Origin of the sequence: Brachybacterium ginsengisoli (genome assembly GCF_002407065.1) — a bacterium.
GTDB classification, from domain to species: Bacteria; Actinomycetota; Actinomycetes; order Actinomycetales; family Dermabacteraceae; genus Brachybacterium; species Brachybacterium ginsengisoli.
Genome location: NZ_CP023564.1, coordinates 2,508,527 through 2,532,098, shown reverse-complemented (window position 1 = coordinate 2,532,098; position 23,572 = coordinate 2,508,527). Strand labels below are relative to the sequence as shown.

The following is a 23,572-nucleotide window of genomic DNA, read 5'->3' as shown; positions in this document are numbered from 1 at the left end:
GAGCCGCGGCAGGGCCCGAGGAGAGACCCCTCAGGAGCGGGAGACGGTGAGCGGGAGCTTCATCCCGCCCAGTCCCCGCGGAGTGCGCACCAACGACCGGGCCACTCCCTTGAGCGCCATCGCCGTGGGGGAGTCCGGGTCCGAGACCACCAGAGGCACCCCCTGATCCGCGCCCTCGCGCAGCGCCGGGTCCAGACCGATCCGGCCCAGCACCGGCACGTCGTGCCCGACGGCCCGGGCCAGCGTCGCCGCCACCCGGTCCCCGCCGCCCGTCCCGAAGACGTCCATGACGCTGCCGTCCGGGAGGGTCAGCCCGGCCATGTTCTCGACCACCCCGGCGACCTCCTGCTCGGTGGAGGTGGACAGCGAGCCGACCCGTTCGGCGACCCCCGAGGCGGACTGCTGCGGCGTGGTCACCACGACCATCTTGGCGCTCGGCAGCAGCTGGGCGACCGAGATCGCCACGTCCCCGGTGCCGGGCGGGAGGTCCAGCAGGAGCACGTCCAGATCGCCCCAGAAGACGTCCGAGGCGAACTGCTCGATCGCGCGGTGCATCTTGGGGCCGCGCCACACCACGGCCTGGCCCTCGGGCACGAACATGCCGATGCTCATCACGGCCACGCCGTGAGCCTCGGGCGGCATCAGCAGGTCCGAGACCTTGGTGGGCTGGTCGGTGATGCCGAACATGCCCGGCATCGAGAAGCCGTGGATGTCCGCGTCGATGACGCCAACACGCAGCCCGTCGGCCGCCATCGCCGCGGCGAGGTTCGCGGTCACGGTCGACTTCCCGACCCCGCCCTTGCCGGAGGAGATCGCGAAGATGCGCGTCAGCGAGCCGGGACGGTTGAAGGGGATCTGTCGCCGACCCTGGCGCAGTCGCTCGGTGAGGGCACGGCGCTGCTCCTCGGTCATCGCGCTGGTGGAGACCTCGACCCGCGTCAGCCCCGGCACGGTCGCGGTCGCCTCGGCGGTCTCGCGCTCGATCCGGTCCCGCATCGGGCAGCCCTCGATGGTCACGAGCACCTCGACGCGCGCGGTGCCGTCCTCGTCGACCGTCACCGAGTCGACCATGCCGAGCTCGGTGATGGGGCGGTGGATCTCGGGGTCGATCACGCCGCTGAGCGCTTCGTGGATCCGCGAGACGCGCTCGTCGGTGCCGGGCTGCTCGGAGGTGCTCACCGGGGGTCCTGCTCCTTCGTGGTGGTGGGGGTGGGTGCCGTGGAGCTCGCCGACAGAGCGTCCGTGGTGCTCGTGCGGCGATCCAGGACCGCCTCGATCTCCTCGCGCAGGAGGGCTCGGAGCGTGTCGGCGTCCTGCGCCGGGGGCTCCTCGAGCTCCTCGAGCAGGTCGCGCAGCTCTCCGCGCACGAAGTCGCGCGTGGCCACGTCGTTCAGGGCCAGGCGCAGCGAGGCGATCTCCCGGGTGATGAAGTCGGTGGTGGCGTGGTTGCGGTCGTTGGACTGGCGGTCCTGCTCCGCCTGCACCCGGTCGCGGTCGTCCTGCCGGTTCTGCGCGAGCAGCAGCAGGGGAGCGGCATAGGAGGCCTGCAGCGAGAGGATCAGGGTGAGCAGGGTGAAGTTCAGCGCGCGCGGGTCGAACTGCGCTGACTCCGGCGCCAGGGAGTTCCAGGTCAGCCACACGGCGCAGAAGACCGTCATCCCGACCAGGAAGGCCGGGGTGCCCATCATCCGGGCGAAGGACTCCGCGCCGCGGCCGAAGGCGTCGCCGCGCAGGGGGTTGCGCAGCCGGCGGCCGCGGGGCGCCGGATCGTCGAGCGGGCTGGGAAGGTGCTCTGCCATGCTCACCCCTCCGTCGTGGCGTCGTCCCCGGCATCCCGGGAGGTGGCCCGGGCGATCTCCGAGAGGTCGATCTGGCCGGTGGTCGTGGGCGCCTCGTCCTGCTCGCGCCAGTCATCGGGCAGCACGTGGTCCAGCACGTCGTCGACGGTCACCGCGCCCAGCAGGCGCCCGTCGTCGTCGACCACGGGGATCGAGACGAGGTTGTAGGTGGCCATCTCCCGGGTCACCGTGGACAGCGGTGCGGTGGGGCCGACCGAGACCTTGTCCTGGTCCAGGATCTCGCCCACGGGGCGGTCGGGCCGCTCCCGCAGCAGCTGCTGGAAGTGGACGATCCCCAGCAGCTTCCCGGTGGGGGTCTCGAGCGGCGACCGGCACACGTGCACGGTCGAGGCGAGCGCGGCGTGGATCGCCTCGCGGCTGATCATCGCCAGGCAGTGGGCGACCGGCGTCTCCGGGGCCACGATCAGCGGCTCGGTGGTCATCATGCCGCCGGCGGTGTACTCGTCGTACGCGAGCAGGCGGCGCACGTCCTCCGCCTCCTCCGGCTCCATCAGGGTCAGCAGATGGGCGGCGACCTTCTCGGGAAGCTCCTGGACGAGGTCCGCGGCGTCGTCGGGATCCATCGCATCGAGGATGTCCGCGGCGCGGGTGGCGTCGAGGCCGGTGACGACCTCCACCCGGACGTCCTCGGGCAGCTCCTCGAGGACGTCGGCGAGGCGCTCGTCGGCCAGGTCGCCGGCGAGCTCGATGCGCCGCTTGGGCTCGAGCTCCTGGATGATCTCCGCGAGGTCGGCCGGGTTCAGGTCCTGGTACGACGCGGCCAGCAGGTGCGCGGACTGCTCGGCCTGCGTGCCGTACAGGCCGGCGACGCCCTCGGGCTCGACGGTGACCGTCTCGCCCCGGGAGACCAGACGGCTCAGCGAGCCGCCGCGGCGCTGGCGGCGCAGGTGCAGCCGGGACACGTTCCAGTCCCGGTGGCGGTCCTGATCCAGGGCGATGTCCAGCACCGTCGCCTCGCCGCTGCCGTCCTCGAGCGTCACCGCCCGATCCAGCAGGTCGCCGATCACGAGCAGCTCGCCGGTGCGCTTCTCGAAGCGGCGCACGTTGAGCACCCCGGTGGAGATCACCTGGCCCGGGGAGATCGAGGTGACCCGGGTGATCGGCAGGAACACGCGACGCTTCGCGCCGACCTCGACGACCAGGCCCACGGCCCGCGCGCTGGTGCGGGCCTGGGGCACCACCACCACGTCGCGGACCGTCGCCACCATGTCCCCGATCGGGTCGAAGACGGCGGTGCCGGCCAGTCGTGCCGCGTAGAAGCGCGGCGGCGCGGTGGTGCTCACCGCTGCAGCTCGATCATCCAGCGCTCGACGTCCTCGGCGCGGCGCGGTGCGGCTGCCGAGAGGTTCTCGACGCCGTCTGCCGTCACCAGCACGTCGTCCTCGATGCGCACGCCGTTGCCGCGCAGCTCCTCGGGCACCAGCAGGTCGTTCTCCTTGAAGTAGAGACCGGGCTCGATGGTGAAGACCATCCCCGGCTCCAGCTCCGCGTCCAGGTACATCTCGCGGCGCGCCTGGGCGCAGTCGTGGACGTCCAGGCCGAGGTGGTGGCTGGTGCCGTGCGGCATCCAGCGACGATGCCACTGGCCGTCCTCGGCGAGGGACTCCTCGGCGGTGCCGGGCAGCAGGCCCCACTCCTCGAGGCGGCGCGCGAGCACCTCCATCGCGGCGGTGTGCAGGTCGCGGAAGCGCAGACCGGGCCGGGCGACCGCGAAGGCGGCGTCGGAGGCCTCGAGCACGGCGTCGTAGATCTTCCGCTGGGCGGGGGAGAAGGTGCCCGAGACCGGCAGGGTGCGGGTGATGTCGGCCGTGTACAGCGAGTCGATCTCGACCCCGGCGTCGATCAGCACCATCTCCTCGGCCCGGACCACACCGTTGTTGCGGGTCCAGTGCAGGGTGCAGGCATGGTCGCCGGCGGCGGCGATGGTGTCGTAGCCGACGCCGTTGCCGTCGGCCCGGGCGGTGGCCGCGAAGACGCCCTCGATGACCCGCTCGCCGCGCGGGTGGCCGACGGCGCGCGGCAGGTTCCGCACCACGTCCTCGAAGCCCTTGAGGGTCGCGTCGACGGCCCGGCGCATCTGGCGGATCTCGTACTCGTCCTTGACCAGGCGCTGCTCGCTCGCGGCCTCCTTGAGGGCGGCCTGCTCCGCAGCGGCCTCGTCCCCGCCGGGCAGCCCGTTCTGGGAGCGGATCTCCTGGACCATCGCCTCGACCGAGGCGTCCACGGCCGGCATGACGCTCAGCGAGAGCTGGGCGCCGACGTCCTTGGCGAGGTGGTCGCGGAGCTCGTCGATGTGGCGCACCTCGATGCCGAGGCGCTGCGAGGCCTCGTCGACGGTGGGACGTCGCCCCACCCACATCTCGCCGTAGCGGGCGTCGGCATAGAACTCGCTGGTGTCGAAGCCGGCGCGCGGGCGGAAGAAGTACGTCGCCTCGGCACGCTGCGCATCCTGTGCGGAGGGCTCGATGACGAGCACGCTGTCCGGCTCCTCGTCGGTGCCCAGCCCCGAGTAGTACGCGAAGGCGGTGTCCGGGCGGAACGGGTAGTCGGTGTCGTTCGAGCGCACCTTGAGCACACCGGCGGGCAGCACGAACCGCGTGGCGGGCAGACGCCGCACCAGCGCGTCACGGCGATCAGGGGTGAGGTCGGCCGCCTCGCGGCGCTCGGCGTCGGGGACCGTCTCGTCCCAGCCGGAGGAGATGAACTCGCGGAACGCCTCGCTGCTGGGGCGCTGCGAACGGGAGTCCCCGCGTGAGGCGAGGTCCTTCAGGCGCTCGCCGCCCTCCGGATCGGCACCCCCGGCGGTGCTGCTCGGGGCCGAACTGTTCTGCGACGTCTTGTTCTCGGTGCTCACCCCCCGATCGTCTCATGGCGCGGTCTACCCTGGGACTATGAGTGAGAGGACTGACGCCGACGTCGCCCCGCGGATCGACCTGCATGCGCACAGCACATGGTCCGACGGGACCACGGGCGTCCCGGAGCTGTTCGCGCAGGCCGCGGCCGCGGGGCTCGACGTGCTGGCGCTGACCGACCACGACACCGTCACCGGCTGGCCCGAGCTCGCCGACGCCGTCGCCGCCAGCGGGGTCGCCGCGGTCCCCGGCATCGAGGTCTCCAGCGAGGCCGACGGCCGCAGCGTGCATCTGCTGGCCCTGCTCGTGGATCCCTCGCCGGACACCGAGCTGGCGGCCGAGATGGCCCGGGCCCGCAGCTCGCGGGCGGATCGTGCACGGGCCATGGTGGACCTGATCTCCTCGGACCACCCGGTCCGCTGGGAGGACGTGGAGGCGCAGGTGGCGGGGGAGAGCACCGTGATCGGCAGGCCCCACATCGCCGATGCCCTGGTCGAGGCCGGGGTGGTCCGCGACCGCTCGGAGGCCTTCACGGAGATCCTGCGGCCCTCGGGCCCGTACTACGTCCCCTATTACGCGCCCTCGCCGCAGTCCGCGGTGCGTGCGATCCGAGCGGCCGGCGGCATCTCGGTGCTCGCCCACCCGGGATCCGTGACCCGGGACGACGACCTCCCGCTGGACCTCCTCGAGGAGCTGGTCGCGACCGGTCTGGACGGCATCGAGGTCGATCACCGCGAGCACGACGATCAGGAGCGGATCCGGCTGCGGGAGTTCGCGCGCCGTCACGAGCTGCTGATCACCGGCGGCAGCGACTTCCACGGCACCGGCAAGGAGAACCGCCTGGCGGAGAACCTCACCGCGCCGGAGGTGCTCGAGGAGATCGCGGCCCGGGCCACGAGCGCCACGCGCATCCTGCGCCCCTGAGCCGGTCTCTGCCCCCGCGCCCCGACGCCACCGGCCTCGGAACGACGTCGACCGTTGCGCTGTCGGCGTCCTGAGCGATCAGAACGCCGACGGTGCAACGGTCGACGAGGTGGTGGAGGTCAGCTCTCCTGGGAGGCCGATTCCTGCGGGGACGATCCGCCGGAGCGGCCGCGGCCGCCGCGGGAACGGCGCCGACGCGGCCGTCCCTCGCCCGAGGACTCTCCGCCCTCGCGTCGGTCCTTCCGCTCGCCCTGCGCCTCGCCCGAGCCCGAGCGATCGCCGGTCGACTCCGCCGCGCGGCCCTCGTCGCTCGAGACCACGTCGCCGCCCACCCGGCGGGTGCGGGAGCGCGAGCGGCTGCGTCGGGGACGCTCGCCCGTGCTCTCCTCGGCGACGGGCCCGGTGCCCTCGGCCGGGGCGGTGAAGGTGCTCTCCGCGGCGTCCTGACGCTCGCCCCGCCGTCCGCCGTCCTTCCGCCCGCGGGAGCCACCACGCTCGCCGCGCTCACTGCGCTCGCCGCGGCCACCTCGGCCGCCGCTCTCGCCCTCGCGACGACCCCGGCCGCCGCGATCACGCTCGCCGCGGGAGCTCTCGCGCCCGCCGCGTGCGCCGTCCGGACCGCCCAGGTCCTCGATCTCCTCGGCGTCCAGGCCCTCGCGCGTGCGCTTGTCCTTGGGCAGGGTGCCCTTGGACTCGGTGGGGATGTCGAGCTCGGCGAAGAGGTGCTCGGAGGTGGAGTACGTCTCCACGGCCTCGGTGGACTTCAGCCCCAGCTGTCGGGCGATAAGCGCCCAGCGCGCGAGGTCCTCCCAGTCCACGAAGGTGATCGCGGTGCCCTTCTTGCCAGCGCGGCCCGTGCGGCCGGTGCGGTGGAGGTAGGTCTTGTCGTCGTCCGGGCAGTTCCAGTTCACGACGTGGGTGACGTCGGTGACGTCGATGCCGCGGGCGGCGACGTCGGTCGCCACCAGCACGTCGACCTTGCCGTTGCGGAAGGCGCGCAGCGCCTGCTCGCGGGCGCCCTGGCTGAGATCGCCGTGCAGCGGCGCGGCCGCGAAGCCGCGATCGGCGAGGTCCCCGGCGACGCGGTCGGCCTGGCGCTTCGTGCGCATGAAGATGATCGACAGACCACGGCCGCGGGCCTGCAGGATGCGGGCCATCACCTCGATCTTGTCGAGCTGGTGGGCGCGGTAGACGACCTGCTTGATGTCGGCCTTGGTGCGGGCGCCGTCGCCCGGGTCGTGAGCCCGGATGTGCGTGGGCTGCTTCATGAAGCGGCGCGCCAGGGCCATGATCGGACCCGGCATGGTGGCGGAGAACAGCATGGTCTGCCGGTTCTCGGGAACCGCCTGGAGCAGCTTCTCGATGTCCTCGAGGAAGCCGAGGTCGAGCATCTCGTCGGCCTCGTCGAGCACCGCGGTGCGTACCTGGGACAGGTCCAGGTACTTCTGGCGCATCAGGTCGATGAGGCGCCCCGGGGTGCCGACGACCACCTCGACGCCCTTCTCGAGCGCCTCGATCTGCGGCTCGTAGGCGCGGCCGCCGTAGACGGTGAGGATCCGGATCGGACGCTTCGCCGAGGCGGTCTCGAGATCCTGGGCGACCTGCACCGCGAGCTCACGGGTGGGGAGCACCACGAGCGCTTGCGGCTTGCCGATCTGACGGTTCTGGGGGTTCGGCTCGCCCGGCGCGACGGAGTTCTGCAGCAGCGGGATGCCGAAGCCGAGCGTCTTGCCGGTTCCGGTCTTGGCCTGCCCGATGATGTCGCGGCCGCGCAGGGCGACCGGCAGCGTCATCGACTGGATCGGGAAGGGGGTGGTGATGCCCTTGGCGGCCAGTGCCTCGACGATGTCCGTGCGGACGTCGAAGTCGGCGAAGGTCTTCTCGGGCTCGGGCGATGCAGGGGTGCCGGAGCTCAGCTCGACGGCAGGGGAGGCCGACACGGCCTCATCGGTGTGCGGGGTGGATTCAGGCACCGTTCAACTCTCTGGTCATGGATATGCACGGCCATCGTAGCCTCCAGGCCCGCATCCCACGGGCCGGAGCGGGCAGAAGGTGACCACGGCCCCTGCGGGAGCGACCGTCCGCGGCGCGACCTCAGCCGCCTCCGCCGTCGCTTCCTCCGCCCCCGCCTGCTCCGCCGCCGCTGTCCGAGGGGGCGGGACCGTCGGTCTCGGGCGGCGGGCTGACGGGGTCGGTGGGGGTGACGCGGTCCTCGTCCGGCAGGCCCTCGCCCGGGGCGACCTCCTGCTCCGGCGGGATGGTGCCCTCCGGCGTCTCGGCGCTGTCAGGGATCTCGAGCACCGGCGCCTCCTCGGGCATCTGCGTGCGGGCGATCGAGACCGACACCAGGCCGAGCCCGCCCATGACGATGTCGTCGTAGGCGACCAGCCGGCGGGTCTCCTTGTCGAAATAGAGCATCCGTGCGGTGAGGTCCAGGGGCGCCTCTCCCCGGAGGACCGGCTGCACCCCGCCCGAGGCGAGCGCCCCGCCGGTCGAGCCGACGGTGAGCCAGTCGGTGCCGGATCCCTCGCGGTCCAGCTCGACCTTCGAGGTGTGCATGTGCCCGGACATCACCAGCGGGGTGCGGCCCAGGAGCCCCTCCGGCTGGGTCGGGTCGTGGACCAGGGCGATGTCCACCGGCTCCTCGGGGTGCGTCGCGTCGTACGCCTGGATGGTGTCCCCGAGCTGGAAGACGCTGGCGTCCACCGCCTCGTCGCCCTCGCGCCAGCCGCCGGCGTCGGAGTCGTCGTCGGCCGCGAAGCGGGGATCGCCGATGCCGGCGATGCGCAGGCCCGCGACCTCGACCACCTCGTTGTCGACCACGGTGGCATTGGGCTGGTCCTCGATCGTCGCGGCCGCCGCGGCGCCGTCATGGTTGCCGCTGATGTAGACGTAGGGCACGTCGAGGGTGCCGATGCGGTGCAGCAGCTCGTTCTCCACCGGGGTGCCCCAGGAGATGATGTCGCCGGTGTCGATGACCGCGTCGATCGCGAACTGGGTGTGCAGCTGATCGATGACGTCGTAGGCCTGCGGGTTGTCATGGATGTCCGAGACGTGCAGGACGGTGATCAGGTTCTCCTGGTCCAGGCCCACCGGGAGGGAGTCCGCGGCGATGTACAGCGCGGAGACCTGGCCGACGAACTCCGCGAGGGTGGCGCGGTAGCTCTGGTAGTCGATGGCCTTGCCCTGGCCGAGATCCGCGATGTACGCCGCCTGGGAGAGCAGCCCCTCGAACCTCGGCTGGCTCAGCGACTCGGCGGAGAAGGTCGCGGAGGTCGCGGCCACCGACGCTCCTACGACGGCGACGGCGCCGCCTCCTGCGACCAGGGCGCGACGGACCCGACGGAAGGTGAGCCCCACGGCGAGACCGGCCCCGAGGGCGGCGAACAGGGCGTTCAGCGCCGCGTTCTTCGCCGCGGCGGCGGCGATGGTCTCCGGGGCGGAGCTCTGCAGCTCGGCGAAGCCGGAGTCCGCGTAGAACAGGGCCTCGGCCTTCTCGACGTCGACGCCCTTGATGCGCGCCTCGATGCGCACCGGCGCGGTGTGCGAGTCGAAGGCGACCTGGCCCACGGGCGGGAGCAGGAGCACCGTCTCGGAGGAGAGGGAGGGGCGCAGGTGGACGCTCGCCGTCAACGGGCCGACCTCGACGGTCGTGTCGGGGACCAGCAGCAGGCCGACGATCGCGCCGAGCACCGCCACGACCGTGGTGGTGGCGACGTGCAGCAGCCGCTGGCGGCCCTGCCGACGGCGACGGAGCCCTCGATGCGGGACGGCCGCCTGCGCGGCAGAGGCCTCCGGTGCCTCGGGCACGGCATCCCCTGCGGCGTCCGCGCCCTCCGCGTCGCGGGCAGGGCGGTCGTCGTCGGGGGACACCGCGGAGTCCCGGGACTCAGCCGAGGAAGCCGACGCGCCGGGGCTCCTCGGTGGAGACCTCGACGTAGGCGACCTTCGCGCCGGGGACCAGCACGGTGCGGCCCTTGTCGTCGACCAGGGTGACCGGGGCGCCGTCGCCGATCGCGGTGCTGAGCCGCTCGATCAGGGCGTCGGACGTCTCCTCGGACTCGATCACGATCTCGCGCGGGGAGTGCTGGATGCCGATTCGGATCTCCATGACCTGACCTTCTCTCCGCCCAGGGGGCGGGACGTCCGTTGCTGTGCTGCCGGAAGTCTACGCGTCGGAGACCGGCCTCGAGGCGTCGTCCGCCCCCAGCACAACTCCGGCGAGAGGGGAGTCCGCCCGGGGCGAGAACCCGGTCAGCCCGTGCACGACGGAGGTGGTCATAGTGTCGAGGATCGCCTCCCGCTCGGCCTCGTCGGAGGCGGCCTGGAGCAGCTGCGCGGTGGTCTGGGTGACGGCGATGACGCCGCGCCCCAGCACCCGGGACTCCTCGGCGCCGATGTGCCGCGTCGCGGTGAGCACCCCGGCCAGCTCGACCGCCATCCGGTCCAGCACGGTCACCACCTTCTCCTGCACGGCGTCGGAGATCATCTCGCTGCCGGTGAAGAGGCGCAGGGAGTTGTCCAGCGCGACGAACTCGTAGAAGCGGTGCAGGCCGGCGCGCACGCGGACCATCGTGTCCCCGGTGCCCTCGCCGATCGTGCGGACCTCGGCGATCATCGAGGCGGCGATGATGTCCAGCACCTCGACGTACAGCGACTCCTTCGAGTCGAAGTGCTGGTAGAGAACGGGCTTGGTGACGCCGGCGGCGGCGGCGATGTCGTCCATCGAGGTGGACTGGAAGCCCTTGGCGGTGAACACCTTCGTGGCGAGCTCGAGCAGCTGCGCACGTCGCTGTGCGCGCGGCATTCGCGCCGTGGATGGCGTGGACACGGTCTCGACCTCCGACTCCAGGGGCAGGGGAACAACAGCGGGGCCGACGGCTGCAGGTGCTCGCGCGGAGCAGCGGCCGGTGACCCGTGATCCGGGACACTCTACCGCCGCGCTCCGCGACGGCACCTGCCCGCCTCTGTCGGTGCGGTGAGGTGGAATAGGGGCATGCGACGGACGGGCACGATCACGGGCGAGGGGATCCGTCTGCTCGGACCCGACCTCGCGGCGCTGCCCGCCCTCCTCCCCGCCGAGCAGCTGGACGCCGGGCAGCGCGCGGCCCTGGACCGCTTCCTCGCCGGCGGCGACGTGATCGTCCACGGAGGTCCCGGCAGCGGTCGCACCGCGCTCGCCCTGACCGCCGCCGAGCTCTCCGGGCCGGGCACGCTGCTGCTGGCGCCGCGCCGCGCCGCCGCCGGTCGCCTGCGCGATGCCCTGGCCGTCCGTGGGACGGGGGAGGCGCGCGCCATGACTCCACCGGCTCTCGGGCACGCCATCGCGCGCGCCGACGCGCTGCGCCGCGGGCTGGGGGAGCCGACCCTGGTCACGGGTGCCGAGCAGGACGCGCTGCTCTCGGAGCTGATCGCCCAGCGCGAGACCTGGCACCTCGAGGCCGATCCCGGTGCCCGATCGCTGCCCGGGTTCCGCACCGAGCTGCGCGACCTGATCACCCGGGCGGCGGAGCTCGGCCTGGCTCCCGCCGCGCTCGAGGCGCTCGGCCACGAGCGGCACCGACCCGCCTGGCGCGACGCCGCCGCCCTCCTGCGCGACTACCTCGGCGTGCTCGACCTCGAGGCCTCCGCGGCCCTGGACGCCGGACCCCGCCTCGACTCCGGCGCGCTGGTGCGGCGGGCGGTGGGGCTGCTCGCCGACCCGGCGACGCCGCCGCCCTTCCGCGCCGTGGTCGTGGACGACGCCCAGGATCTCACCGCCGCAGGCGTGGATCTGGTCGCGGCGCTCGCCCAGGCCGGCGCGCGGGTGATGGTGTGCAGCTGCCCGGACGCCGCGGTCGACACCTTCCGCGGCGCCCTGCCCGATGCCGCGGACCGGTTGCGCGCCGCGCTCCCGCGGCCGGTGGGCGACCTGCTGCTCACGGGGGCCCATGCGCAGGGCGAGGAGCTCACCGCCGCGGTCGACGCGCTGCGCGGGCGCCTGCCCCTGGCCGGTGCCCCGGCCGCCTCGCGTCGGCCGCGCACGCCCGCCGAGCACGGGCCCGTCCCGGGCGCAGCGCCGGACGGCGTGGTGGCGCTGCGTGCCCAGGACCCGCTGGACGAGGCCCGGCTGATCGGGTCCGCGCTGCGCGACCTCCACCACCGCGAGGCGGTCGCCTATGACGACATGGCGGTGGTGTGCCGTTCCGGTGCCGCGGTCGCGGACGTCGCCGATCTGCTCTCCCGCACCGGCCTGCCGGTCCGGGTGCCGCACCGCCCTCAGCCGCTGCGCGAGGTCCCCGCCATCGCCGACCTGCTGAGCATCCTCGAGATCGGCCTGGCTCCCGAGGGCGCGCCGCTGGACGCCCGTCTCGCGACCGAGCTGCTCCGCGGCCCCTTCGGCGACGCCGACACGCTCCGCCTGCGCCGGATCCGCCGTCTGCTGCTCGCCGCCCATCGCGCCGCCGAGCCCGACAGCATCACCACCAGCGAGCAGCTGCTCGCCCGGGCCCTCGTCGAGCCCGAGGCCCCCGGGCTGCCCGCCCCGGACGCCCGCGACCGTGCCGCCGCCCCGGTGCACAGGGTGCGGGACATGATCGCCGCGGTGCGCGCGCACCGCGACGCCGACGCGCAGCTGGTGCTCTGGCAGGCCTGGGACGCCTCGGGTCTGGCCGGAGGTTGGCGGCGGGCGGCCCTGGGGGCGCCCGGGGACGTGGACGGCGCCCGCGCCCGCCTCGCCGCCTCCCGGCTGGACGCCCTGCTGGAGCTGTTCGCGGCCGCCGAACGGCTCGCGGACCGTCGGCCGGGCGCCGGGGCCCTCGACCTCGTCGAGCAGGTCCGCTCCCAGGCGGTGGTCGAGGACACCCTCGCCCCGGCCGCCGCCGCCCGCGGCCGCATCGCCGTGCTCACCCCCGCCCATCTCGCGGGCGAGCACCGCGACACCGTGGTCATCGCCCGCCTCCAGGAGGGCGCCTGGCCGGACCTCCGCCTGCGCTCGACACTGTTCGGCGCCGCCGAGCTGTCCCTCTGCGCCGGTGCGCGGCCCGGCGCCGAGATCCCGCTCGAGACGGAGGCGGTGCGAGCCCTCCAGCGCGAGCAGGTCATCGCCGACGAGCTCCGCCTCGCGGTCAGCGCCCTCGCCCGCGCCCGGCACCGGGTGCTCGTCACCGCCGTCCAGGACGACCGCTCCGAGCCCTCCGCCCTCTTCGACGCCCTCGCCGAGCTCGCCGATCGGTCCGCCGAGCCGTGGATCGACCTCGAGACCCTGCGCCGCGATCCCGGCCCCGCCCCGGACGCCCGCCGTCTGGTCGCTGCCCTGCGCCGACGTCTGCGCGAGGACGACCCGGCCCTCGCCCACGACGCGGCCCTGGCCCTCGACGCGCTCGGACGGGCCGGGGCCCCCGGGACCGATCCCGCCCGCTGGTACCACCAGGAGCCCAGCTCCACCGCTCCGCTCCACGAGGAGGGGACGGCGATCCGTCTCTCGCCCTCCGCCCTCGAGCGCGCCGTGGACTGCCCGCAGTCCTGGCTGATGGAGCGCGCCGGAGGCACCCGCAGCGGCGGCCCCGCCCAGCTCATCGGCACCGCTCTGCACCACCTCGCACAGATCCACCCGCGGGGACCGGAGGACGGTGCGGACCTCCTCGAGGAGCTGCACACCCTCCTGCGCACCGTGCCCGGCACCGAGACCTGGTCCGGCAGGCGCCGCGTGCGCCGCGCCGAGGACGCCGCCCGCCTCCTGGCCGAGCACCTGCGCGGCGCCGGGGAGCCGCTCGCCGTCGAGGCGCCCTTCGAGGTCGAGCTCGGCCGCGTCCGGCTCCGAGGCAGCATCGACCGCATCGAGGGCGATCCCACCGGGCTGCGCGTGGTGGACCTCAAGACGGGGCGCGCCGCGAAGAGCGCCAAGAGCGCCGAGCAGGATCTGCAGCTGGCGGCGTACCAGGCCGCGGTGCGGGAGGGGGCGCTCGAGGAGGAGCTCGGCGCCGACGCCCCCGAACGCCTGAACGGCGCCCAGCTGGTGTACGTCGGCACCGGGGCCAGGAAGGCCGCGGTGCGCACCCAGGGCGCCCTGCAGCGGGCCGAGGATCCCGAGTGGTTCGACGACCTCGTCCAGGGAGTCTCCCGCGATGTCTCCGGATCCGCGGTCATCGCCCGGGTCAACGCCCACTGCACCCATTGCGCCGTGCGCAGCAGCTGCCCCCTGCAGCCCGAAGGAGACCAGCTGTGAACCCGTCCGCATCCTCGTCCCCGTCCTCGGCGCCCAGCCGGCACGAGCACTCCGCCGCCCGCCTGGCCGCGCTGCTCGAGCAGCCACCGCCCACCGCGGAGCAGACCGCCGTCATCGAGGCGCCGCTCGCCCCCATGCTGGTGGTGGCGGGCGCCGGCTCCGGGAAGACCGAGACCATGGCCTCCCGTGTGGTGTGGCTGATCGCCAACGGCATCGTCGAACCCCGCCAGGTCCTCGGCCTCACCTTCACCCGCAAGGCGGCCCATGAGCTCGCCGAGCGGATCGGGGCGCGCCTCGGCACCCTCGCCGCGGCGCTGCGCGCGGAGGGCCTCGCACTGCCCCGCGGGCTCGAGCGCGGCGGCGACGACCTGGTCGGCCAGCGCCCCCTGGTCCACACCTACAACGGCTTCGCCCTGGACCTCGTGCGCGAGCATGCGCTCGCCGTCGGCATCGACCCCGAGCTGACCATGATGTCCACCTCCGCCTCCTGGCAGCTCGCCCACGAGATCGTCGAGGGCTGGGACGACTCGCTCGACCTCGAGGCCTCCCCGGCCACCCTCACCGCGGCCCTGCTCTCCCTCACCTCCTCCCTCGCCGACCACCTCGTCACCCCCGTGCAGCTGGAGGCCCACCTCCGGGGGATCCGCGACCACCTCTCCCAGATCCCGCTCCAGGTCGAGGGGCGGCGCCGCACCACGCCGAAGGACGTCGCCGCCGTGCTCGGGGCGCTCGAGTCACGACTCGCGCTGCTCCCGCTGCTGGAGCGCTTCGCCGAGATCCGCACCGAGTCCTCCGCCCTCGACTTCGCCGACCAGGTCTCCCTCGCCGCCCGGGTGGCGCGCGAGGTGCCGGCCGCGAGCGACCTGGCCCGACGGATGCACCGGGTGGTGCTGCTGGACGAGTTCCAGGACACCTCCGTCGCCCAGCTGCAGATGCTCACCGACCTGTTCGGCCCCGGCCACGCCGCCTGCGCCGTCGGTGATCCGCAGCAGGCGATCTACGGCTGGCGCGGTGCCTCGGCCGCCTCCCTCGCCGGCTTCGCGGAGTCCTTCGCGACCCCGGGGAGCCCGGTGCTGCAGCGCACCCTGTCCACCTCCTGGCGCAACGACGAGGCGGTCCTCGCCGTCGCGAACCGGCTCGCCGGTCCACTGCGCAGCGCCGGCGCGGGGGTGAGCATCCCCGAGCTGACTCCCCGTCCCGGTGCGGGGGAGGGCGCCTGCGAGACGATCGAGGCGGCCGATGAGCACGCCGAGGCCCTCGCGATCGGTCGCTGGATCCTCGACCGCCGCGCCGAGCAGGAGGAGGGCGCGGCCCCGGCCACGGCCGCCGTGCTGGTGCGCGCACGCCGACAGATCCCTGCCCTGGTCGAGGGGCTCGAGGAGAGCGGACTCGCGGTCGCGGTCGTGGGTCTCGGAGGCCTTCTGCATCGTCCCGAGGTGGCCGACGTCCGCGCCGTGCTGGAGTGCGCCCACGACCCCGGCCGCGGCGATGCCCTGATGCGGCTGCTCACCGGTCCCCGGGTCCGTCTCGGCGCGAGCGACCTGGCCGTGCTGGGCCGCTGGCGGGATCGGATGGGCTCGCGCCTGCGCCGGGAGGGCGCGGCGCCGGGAGGCCAGGACGAGGCGGAGACGGTCTCCCTCGTCGATGCGGTCGACGACCTCCCGCCCGCGGACTGGACCGACCCCTCCGGGCGCAGTCTGAGCGCCACGGGCCGGGAGCGGCTGCTCCAGGTCCAGCAGATCCTGCGCGAGATGCGCCGCCTGCTGCCGCTGCCCCTGCCCGACCTCGTCACGGCCGCGACCCGGCTGCTCGAGGTGGATCTGGCTCTGCTGGAACGGGATCCCGGATCACGGGCGCTCGCCGATCTCGAGGCCTTCCGCGACCACGCCGCCGCCTTCGACCGCACCGCCCGTCGCGGCGGCCTCGGCGCCTACCTCGATCTGCTCGAGATCAGCGAGGACGAGGAGGCCGGGCTCGCCGTGACCGCCGCTCCGGAGGCCGCGCACGATCCCGCCGCGATCACGATCGTCACCATGCACTCGGCCAAGGGCCTGGAGTGGGACCTGGTCGCCGTCGCCGGGCTCACCGAGGGCACCGTCCCCTCCTACGACCTGCGCCGCGCGAAGACCGACGAGGCCGGGCGCGTGCGGGTCCCGGCCGACGGATGGCTCGGGAAGCTCGCCTCCGCCGCGGTGCCCACCGCCCTGCGCGGCGACGCCGACACCCTGCCGGAGCTGGCCTGGGCCGAGGCCGACACCCAGGTCGACGCCGAGGCCCTGATCCAGGACTACCGCTTCGCCCAGGGCGAGGAGTCGCTGCGGGAGGACCGTCGGCTGATGTACGTCGCCGTGACCCGGGCGCGTCGGCGACTGCTGCTGACCTCGGCCGCCTGGCGCAGCGGGCTGAGCTCGGCCCGGCCCCGCTCCCGGTATCTCACCGAGGTCGCCGAGCTGGTGCCCGAGCCCTTCCGCACCGTCCAGGAGGTCCCCGAGCAGAACCCGCTGGAGAGCGAGCGTCCCCAGGCGCAGTGGCCGCCGGCCCCGGGGGAGCCGGAGCACGAGCGCGCCCGGGCCGCCGCCCTGCTCGAGGAGATCGCCGGGCAGGACGGCGTCCCGGTCGATCCCGAGCTGGCGGAGCTGGTGCGCCGCGCCGTCGAGGACCTCGAGCAGCAGGCCGCTCCGCCGCTCGTGCACTCGCCGCCGAGGCTCTCCGCCTCGCAGGTCGTGCACCAGGCGCGCTCCCCGCGGGCCGCCGCGCTGGATCTGCTGCGCCCGCTGCCACGGCAGCCCTCCGCGGCCGCCGCCCGCGGCACCGCCTTCCACGCCTGGCTGGAGTCCCGCTTCGACAGCGCGACCCTGCTGGATCTCGAGGACCTGCTCGACGACGGCATCGAGGAGGAGGCCGAGGCCGATCATCGTGCGCTGCGGGAGGCCTTCGCCGCCTCGGAGTGGGCGGACCGCTCGCCGATCGCGGTCGAGCAGGAGGTCCGCACCCGGCTCGGCGAGATCGCCGTGCGCGGCGTCATCGATGCGGTCTTCGCCGATCCGGAGGGGACCGACGGCGGCGAGGGTGTGATCATCGTGGACTGGAAGACCGGCCGGGTCCCCCGCCCGGCGCAGCTGCGCGAGCGCGCCCTGCAGCTCTCGCTCTACCGGCTCGCCTGGCACGAGCGCACGGGACTGCCGCTCGCGAGGATCCGCACCGCCTTCCACTTCGTGGCCGACGGGGTCACCCACGAGGTGCGCCGGCATCCCTCGCGCGAGCGCATCGCACAGATGCTCACCGAGGGGTGAGCGGCGCGGTGACGGGCAGGGCTCAGGCGGGCCCGTCCTCCCGGGAGCTCATCTCCTCGTAGGCGCGCTCGGCCTCGTCGCGGGCGAGCTGGGCGAGATCCGCATCGAGGTCCGCGATCATGCCGCGGGCGTCGGCGACGATGTCCTCGTCCTCGACCTCGAGGCCGTGGGCGAGCCACTCGGCCACGGCGAACTCGCCGAGCGCCTGCGCGCGCTCCATCAGCCGCGGATGCGTCGAGGTGGGGAGCTCCTCGCGGTAGGCGGAGTAGAGATCGTCGAAGCGCTCCGGGTCCAGCGAGGAGATCAGCCAGGCCAGATCGGAGGCGGCATCGCCCACCGTCGAGGAGGACCAGTCGCGGATCGCGCTGACCTGGTGGTCCGCCGTGAACAGGCTCTCCTCGGAGAGGTCGCCGTGCACGAACTGCGGGGTGATGTCCCACAGCTCCTGGTCCTCGAGGAGCGCCTGCCAGCGCTGGGCGACCGCGGCGGGCAGGTGCCCCGCGGCGGTGACGGTCTCGACGCGGGCGCGGTGCGCGGCATGCATCGCCTCCGGGGTGAAGGACTCCACCCCGGCCGCCTCCGCGGCGTAGCGCGGGACGGTGTGGATCCGGGCGAGGATCGTTCCCAGCGAGCGGGCGAGATCGGGGGAGCCGGCGAGATCATCCAGCATGAGCGGGCGGCCGACGGGGGCCTCCGTCACGGCGCAGCGCCCGCCCTCGGAGAGCTTCACGAAGCCCAGGACGGGCGGGATCACGCTGCGCAGCGAGGTGCCGCTGAGGGCGTCGGCGACCTTGAGGTCGCGCTCGAGGCGGACACCGGCCGCGGTCGAGGCGGGGGAGAGGACCATCACCCGTCGGCCGTCCTCTCCCACGATGCCGGCGACGTCGAGGTCCTCGGACGGAACGGCGATCGGCATGGTCCTCGCGGGGACCAGGCCGGGGACCGCCGCCGCGGCGAGGGCAGCCAGGGAGTACGAGTTGCGATGCACGCGTCCACCGTACCCGGAGAGCAGGGCCCCTCCGCGTAGGCTCGGAGCATGGCGAAGCTCCGTGGCCCTCATCTCAGCACCCCTCTCACCGTCCTCGGCTCCGATCGGGACGCGCTCCTGCGCGACGACCCGGGGGCCGTCGCGCCCGGCGAGGACGCCCGCTACCTGGTCACCAGGGCGGGCGCCGTCTGCCTGCGCGAGGACGAGGACGGCACCTTGCGCGCGGTGCTCGAGGAGGAGGACCCCCGCGACGGCACCCGGCAGCCGCTCGTGCTCCTGGGCCGCCGCGACGGGATGCGGGTCCTGGCCGTCGAGATCGAGGAGCCGAGCCCCGAGATCGATGTCCCCGGACGGGATCTGCGCGAGCTCCGGCAGGTCGCCGATCTGCTGGCCCACAGCGATGCGGACCTCGCGGCGGCCGCGGTCGCGATGGGCTTCTGGCACCGTTCGATGCGCCACTGCCCGCAGTGCGGCGGGGCGCTCGAGGCGGAGATGGCCGGCTGGGTGCTGCGCTGCCGCGAGGACGGCATCGAGCAGTTCCCCCGCACCGACGCCGCGGTGATCATGGCGGTGCGCGACGGGCAGGACCGCCTGCTGCTGGCCCGCAACGCCCACTTCCCGAGCCGCTTCCACTCCGTCCTGGCCGGTTTCGTCGAGCCCGGGGAGAGCCTGGAGAACGCCGTGGCCCGAGAGGTCGCCGAGGAGGTGGGCGTCGTGGTCGAGGAGGTCGAGTACGTGGGCAGCCAGCCCTGGCCCTTCCCGCGCTCGCTCATGCTCGGCTACCGGGCCTGGGCGCCCGGGGCCGGTGAGCTCACCCTGCAGGAGGAGGAGATCGCCGAGGCCCGCTGGTACAGCCGGGAGGACCTCGCCGCGGCGCTCGAGGCCGACGAGATCGCGCTGCCCGGGCCCGCCTCGATGGGGCGCGCCCTGATCGATGACTGGTTCGGCCGCTCGGCGCAGCGCTGAGGCCCCCGCGCCGGGGCGCGGCGGGCGGGGGCGAGGTGGCGTGCGGCACCCGCCGTCCACAGCGGTCCGCGGGCCGTCCCACCCTCCTGGCAGGATGATCGGTGATGACCGACCACAGCGCTGACCCCGACGCCGCACCCGACTCCGCCCCGCAGGACGCGGAGTCGCTGCTCGCCGCGCTCGATCCCGAGCAGCGCGAGGTCGCACGCAGCTTCGGAAGCCCGCTGTGCGTGCTCGCGGGCGCCGGCACCGGCAAGACCCGCGCCATCACCCACCGCATCGCCTACGGCGTCGCGACGGGGCAGATGAACCCGCGCCATGTGCTCGCGGTGACCTTCACCGCGAAGGCGGCGGCGGAGATGCGCTCGCGGCTGCGGGACCTCGGCGTGCCCGCGGTCCAGGCCCGCACCTTCCACGCCGCCGCGCTGCGGCAGCTGCGCCACTTCTGGCCGCGCGTGGTGGGCGGCCCGATGCCCGAGCTGCTGACGAACAAGTTCGCGGGCATCGGCGAGGCGTGCCAGCGCCTCCACCTGAGCGTGGACCGGGCGGCGCTGCGCGACATCGTCTCCGAGGTCGAGTGGTCCCGCGTCTCGATGCTCACCCCCGAGTCCTATCCGGAGGCCGCGCAGAAGGCCCGTCGGCCGGGCGTCGCCGGCTTCGACTCCCGCTCCATCTCCCGGATCCTCACCCAGTACGAGGAGGTGAAGAAGGAGCGCGGGGTCATCGACTTCGAGGACGTGCTGCTGCACATGGTCGGCTTCCTCACCGAGCGGTCCGACGTCGCCCGCGAGGTGCGCGGCCAGTACAAGCACTTCGTCGTGGACGAGTACCAGGACGTCTCCGCGCTCCAGCATGCTCTGCTGCGGCTCTGGCTGGGCACCTCGGACGACCTCTGCGTGGTCGGCGACGCCGCCCAGACCATCTACACCTTCGCCGGCGCCCGCGCCTCCTACCTGCTGGACTTCCGCAAGGAGTTCAAGCGGGCCCGCACCATCCGCCTCGAGCGCAACTACCGCTCCACCCCGGAGATCGTGCGGATGGCCAACACCGTCCTGGACGGCGCCCAGGGCCGCACCCGGGAGACCCGGCTCACCCTGCACTCGCAGCGGGAGCCCGGCCCGCCGCCGCTGGTGGAGTCCTTCCCCGACGACCCCGCCGAGGCCGACGGCATCGCCGAACGGATCGCCGCGCTGGTGGCGGAGGGCCGTTCCGCCTCCGAGATCGCGGTCCTGTTCCGCACCAACAGCCAGTCCGAGGCCGTCGAGCAGGCGCTGACCTTCCGCGGCATCGGCTATCTGGTGCGGGGCGGCGACCGCTTCTTCGAGCGCCAGGAGGTGCGCCGCGCCATGGTCTCGCTCCGCGCCGCGGCGCGCGTCGAGCAGCTCGACCCGGCCCGTGCGGTGCGCGACATCCTCTCCCAGCAGGGCTGGTCGCCCACCGCGCCGGAGACCACCGGCGCGGTCCGTGACCGCTGGGACTCGCTGAACGCCCTGGTGGGTCTCACCGACACCATCACCGCGCGCCCCGGCACCACCGTCACCGACGTGGTCCGCGAGCTCGAGGAGCGCGCCGAGTCGCAGGCCGCGCCGGTCGTCGACGGCGTCACCCTGGCCTCGGTCCACGCCGCCAAGGGCCTGGAGTGGCCGGTGGTGTACGTGATCGGCGCCAGCGACGGGCTGCTGCCGATCTCGATGGCGAAGACCCCCGCCGAGGTCGAGGAGGAGCGACGGCTGTTCTACGTCGCCCTGACCCGGGCGCGCGACCTGCTCACCGTGAGCTGGTCCGTCGCCCGCACCCCGGGCGCCCGGGGGTCGCGCAAGGCCTCCCGCTTCCTCGACGGGGTCCTCGCCCACCCCGATGCGCCGAGGACCGCTCCCGGAGCCGGGCCGCGCCGCACCGGCCGCCGCTCCGCGACCGTCTACTCGGAGTGCCGCGTGTGCGGGCAGGGACTGGTCGCCCCGAAGGAGCAGCGCCTGGGCCGCCACGAGGGATGCCCCTCGGCCGCGGGGGAGGGACTGCTCACCGCCCTGCGCACCTGGCGGCGCGAGCAGGCGAGCCGTCGTGGGACGCCGCCCTACGCCGTGCTCACCGACGCCGCCCTGGAGGCGGTCGCCGAGCGCGCCCCGCGCACCGAGCAGGAGCTGCTCGAGGTCCCGGGGATCGGCCCGGGCAAGGTCGCCAGCTACGGCGCCGAGCTGCTCGAGCTCCTGGGCGCCGACCAGCGCGGGGTCTGACGGCGTCGACCGAGGGGGAACGTCGGGAGAACTTCCCTCGAAACTGCAGGTCAAAAAATACTTTTGCGTTCCGCGGAACCCGTGTAGAGTCACTCTCGTCAATCGTCCACAGTCGTGGTCCGGGACACCGGGACGCGCGCAGATGAAAGGGGGTGGCCTCAGTGATCGATATTCGGAATCTCGCAGGAGCAGGCCTGCGCCCCTTCGGCGCGCAGTCCCTTCTGCAGCGTGAACGGGGCTCTGCCCCCGCGGTGTCCATCCTGAGCTGACGAGGTCCTCCCTCGCTTCGGGTGCCGGCACCGCCGCCGCGCCCCCGCCCTGACGGGCATGTCCCTCCCGACGGACTTCGAAGCAGCGAGACGATGACTACTCTTCTGACAACTTTCCTGAACCCCGCGGAGACCTCCGCGTCCATGCTCCCGTGCCATGACACGGAGGCCGCAGACCTCTTCTTCTCCGAGCGACCCACGGACCTCGAGCAGGCCAAGTCCCTGTGCGCAGGCTGCCCGCTCATCGACGAGTGCCGACAGGGTGCTCTCGACCGGGCCGAGCCCTGGGGCGTGTGGGGAGGAGCGATCTTCGACTCCGGCCGCATCATCGCGGTCAAGCGGGGCCGCGGCCGGCCCCGCAAGAACCCGGTGCAGGAGGTCGCGTGAGCCGGCCCGTGCCCCTGGCGGCACACCGGCTCCCGGCCTCCCACCGGGTGCTCCGCAGCGATCCTCACCCATCCGCCGACCTCACCGGCCCCGCACGGCCCCGCGAGAGATCGAGATCGGGACCCAGCACAGCTTCCCCCGGGGAAGAGGTGGCGGATCCCGATCTCGATGCCCGTCCGGGCCCGTGCGGAGCCCGAGGCACGTCGAAGGCCCCGGACCATGCGGTCCGGGGCCTTCGACGATGCGGCCCGTGGTCGGGCCCCACCTGGGGTGGGTCAGGCCTTGCCGAGGATCCGGTTCAGCTTGGTGCCGCACTCCGGGCACACGGCCTTGGCCATGCGACGGCCGTTGGAGACGACGACGTTGCCCTCGGCCTCCCGCTTCTCACGGCACTTGACGCAGTAGAACTCTCCGGCATAGGTCTCGTCGGCCATATCCGCTCCTCGTAGCTTGTCGATGATGTGCATTCCCGGACGCGCGGCGGGTGCCGCGCCACTGGGATCGATCCACTGTAACGGGGCGGGAACTCGCCGCACGAATCAGGGACCGTCGATGTGGTCTGTTCGGGGCGGCCCGTCGCGCGCTTCGGGTGCTGGGGAGCTCCATGAGGAGCCGAGGAAGTGCGCGCGACGAGCCGACATCACAGGCCCCGAAGGCGCCGTCAGGCCTCGAAGGGCCGTGGAATCCCGGGGGCGCTCAGCACCACGCGCACCTTCCCCGTGTGCGTCCTGCTAGTTATCCCGGGATCCCACGTGGAGGGAAACCTAGCCCCTGCGGACACGGCGGGTCAAAGTCCGGTCGGGGACCGGCTGTGGACAACCGTCCTCCTACTGTGGACAGACTGTCCACGAGCGTGCGCACACTGTGGAGGAAGGGACGGATCTGCCGGTCACAGCGCTCTGATCGGCCCTGATGCGATGCACACATGTGGACGAAGATTTTCTGTCCACAGCACGTGCGAGGCTGTGGTCCATGAACGATCCGGTCCTGCACGAGAACATCACCGGCCCGCGCGGGGAGCGGGTGCTGGTACGGCGCAGCGCGCGTCGACGACGCACCGTGTCGATCTCGCGCCGGGACGGCGATCTGCTGATCGCGATCCCGGCGACCTTCAGCGCGCGCCAGGAGCGCCAGTGGGTGACCAAGATGGTCGACCAGCTGGTCAGCAAGGAGGCTCGGCGGGCACCGGCGCGCCGCAGCGACGAGACGCTGCTGCGGATGGCGCGGGAGGTGAGCGAGGCCCACCTCGGCGGGCGGGCGCATCCCTCCTCGGTGACCTGGTCCTCGCGACAGAACCAGCGCTGGGGCTCCTGCACGCCGAGCGACGGGACGATCCGCCTGTCCCATCAGCTCCAGGGCATGCCGGACTACGTGGTGCGTTCGGTGATGATGCATGAGCTGGTCCATCTGCTGGTTCCGGGGCACGGACCCGAGTTCCGGGCGCTCATGGCGAACTATCCGCAGGCGGAGAAGGCACAGGGCTTCCTCGACGGCGTCTCCTGGTCCAAGCACCTCCCTAAGGGCGGCGGAGACGTGGACGACGGCGCCGCGGCCGACGGCGCAGAGGACGTGGGCGCAGCGACCGACTGAGAGC

General features: G+C 73.6%; 17 protein-coding genes. 7 read left to right on the top strand and 10 right to left on the bottom strand.

Annotation, left to right across the window (positions count from 1 at the left end; all coding sequences use genetic code 11):
• Nucleotides 1-30 precede the first annotated feature (30 nt).
• The 4 genes from CFK41_RS11280 to CFK41_RS11265 are packed head-to-tail and all read right to left on the bottom strand — an operon-like array spanning nt 31 to nt 4,713.
• Nucleotides 31-1,179, bottom strand: coding sequence for a P-loop NTPase (locus CFK41_RS11280; RefSeq protein WP_096799742.1), 1,149 nt, complete (start codon nt 1,177-1,179; stop codon nt 31-33).
• Nucleotides 1,176-1,799 (bottom strand): DUF1003 domain-containing protein, encoded by a 624-nt coding sequence (locus CFK41_RS11275; protein ID WP_096799741.1) that lies wholly within the window; start codon nt 1,797-1,799, stop codon nt 1,176-1,178. The genes CFK41_RS11280 and CFK41_RS11275 overlap by 4 nt, the downstream gene beginning before the upstream one ends.
• 2 nt (nt 1,800-1,801) lie before the next feature.
• A complete protein-coding gene (locus CFK41_RS11270; RefSeq protein ID WP_227873053.1) occupies nt 1,802-3,142 on the bottom strand; it encodes a magnesium transporter MgtE N-terminal domain-containing protein in 1,341 nt (446 codons plus the stop codon).
• Complete coding sequence (locus CFK41_RS11265; RefSeq protein ID WP_151904740.1) at nt 3,139-4,713, bottom strand: aminopeptidase P family protein; 1,575 nt, start codon at nt 4,711-4,713, stop codon at nt 3,139-3,141. Before CFK41_RS11265 ends, CFK41_RS11270 begins: the two co-directional genes overlap by 4 nt.
• 37 nt (nt 4,714-4,750) lie before the next feature.
• On the opposite strand from CFK41_RS11265, the gene CFK41_RS11260 reads away from it, so the two are divergent.
• Nucleotides 4,751-5,635: a PHP domain-containing protein gene (locus CFK41_RS11260; protein ID WP_096799740.1), complete on the top strand. Its 885-nt coding sequence runs from the start codon at nt 4,751-4,753 to the stop codon at nt 5,633-5,635.
• 119 nt (nt 5,636-5,754) lie between these two features.
• On the opposite strand, the gene CFK41_RS11255 is transcribed toward CFK41_RS11260, so the two are convergent.
• The 4 genes from CFK41_RS11255 to CFK41_RS11240 form a co-directional block, all read right to left on the bottom strand.
• A complete protein-coding gene (locus CFK41_RS11255; RefSeq protein WP_096799739.1) occupies nt 5,755-7,608 on the bottom strand; it encodes a DEAD/DEAH box helicase in 1,854 nt (617 codons plus the stop codon).
• A 121-nt stretch (nt 7,609-7,729) separates the two neighbouring features.
• A complete protein-coding gene (locus CFK41_RS11250; protein WP_151904739.1) occupies nt 7,730-9,508 on the bottom strand; it encodes a metallophosphoesterase family protein in 1,779 nt (592 codons plus the stop codon).
• Nucleotides 9,509-9,524: 16 nt separating this feature from the next.
• Nucleotides 9,525-9,746, bottom strand: coding sequence for a DUF3107 domain-containing protein (locus CFK41_RS11245; protein WP_096799738.1), 222 nt, complete (start codon nt 9,744-9,746; stop codon nt 9,525-9,527).
• Nucleotides 9,747-9,803: 57 nt separating this feature from the next.
• The gene (locus CFK41_RS11240; protein ID WP_227873052.1) at nt 9,804-10,442 is read right to left on the bottom strand and encodes a TetR/AcrR family transcriptional regulator; all 639 of its coding nucleotides are present in this window, start codon (nt 10,440-10,442) and stop codon (nt 9,804-9,806) included.
• Nucleotides 10,443-10,631: 189 nt separating this feature from the next.
• Here CFK41_RS11240 and CFK41_RS11235 point away from each other — a divergent pair, with 189 nt between their 5' ends.
• The gene (locus CFK41_RS11235) at nt 10,632-13,841 is read left to right on the top strand and encodes a UrvD/REP family ATP-dependent DNA helicase (protein WP_096799736.1); all 3,210 of its coding nucleotides are present in this window, start codon (nt 10,632-10,634) and stop codon (nt 13,839-13,841) included.
• Complete coding sequence (locus CFK41_RS11230) at nt 13,838-17,134, top strand: ATP-dependent helicase (RefSeq protein WP_096799735.1); 3,297 nt, start codon at nt 13,838-13,840, stop codon at nt 17,132-17,134. The genes CFK41_RS11235 and CFK41_RS11230 overlap by 4 nt, the downstream gene beginning before the upstream one ends.
• 22 nt (nt 17,135-17,156) lie before the next feature.
• Here CFK41_RS11230 and CFK41_RS11225 read toward each other — a convergent pair whose 3' ends face one another.
• On the bottom strand, nt 17,157-18,122 hold the full coding sequence (locus CFK41_RS11225) for a phosphotransferase (RefSeq protein WP_096799734.1): 966 nt from the start codon (nt 18,120-18,122) through the stop codon (nt 17,157-17,159).
• Nucleotides 18,123-18,170: 48 nt separating this feature from the next.
• Between CFK41_RS11225 and nudC the strand changes: the two genes are divergently transcribed.
• From nudC to CFK41_RS11210, 3 genes are all read left to right on the top strand, one after another.
• Nucleotides 18,171-19,088, top strand: coding sequence for an NAD(+) diphosphatase (gene nudC, locus CFK41_RS11220; RefSeq protein ID WP_096799733.1), 918 nt, complete (start codon nt 18,171-18,173; stop codon nt 19,086-19,088).
• A gap of 104 nt (nt 19,089-19,192) precedes the next feature.
• Nucleotides 19,193-21,322, top strand: coding sequence for an ATP-dependent DNA helicase UvrD2 (locus tag CFK41_RS11215; protein WP_096799732.1), 2,130 nt, complete (start codon nt 19,193-19,195; stop codon nt 21,320-21,322).
• A gap of 413 nt (nt 21,323-21,735) precedes the next feature.
• The gene (locus CFK41_RS11210; RefSeq protein WP_321169368.1) at nt 21,736-21,978 is read left to right on the top strand and encodes a WhiB family transcriptional regulator; all 243 of its coding nucleotides are present in this window, start codon (nt 21,736-21,738) and stop codon (nt 21,976-21,978) included.
• Between the two features lie 275 nt (nt 21,979-22,253).
• Here CFK41_RS11210 and CFK41_RS17935 read toward each other — a convergent pair whose 3' ends face one another.
• Nucleotides 22,254-22,412, bottom strand: coding sequence for a DUF5679 domain-containing protein (locus CFK41_RS17935; protein ID WP_010551122.1), 159 nt, complete (start codon nt 22,410-22,412; stop codon nt 22,254-22,256).
• 538 nt (nt 22,413-22,950) lie between these two features.
• Here CFK41_RS17935 and CFK41_RS11200 point away from each other — a divergent pair.
• Entirely contained in the window at nt 22,951-23,568 is a 618-nt protein-coding gene (locus CFK41_RS11200) for a M48 family metallopeptidase (RefSeq protein ID WP_096799730.1), read from the top strand.
• Nucleotides 23,569-23,572: the final 4 nt, after the last annotated feature.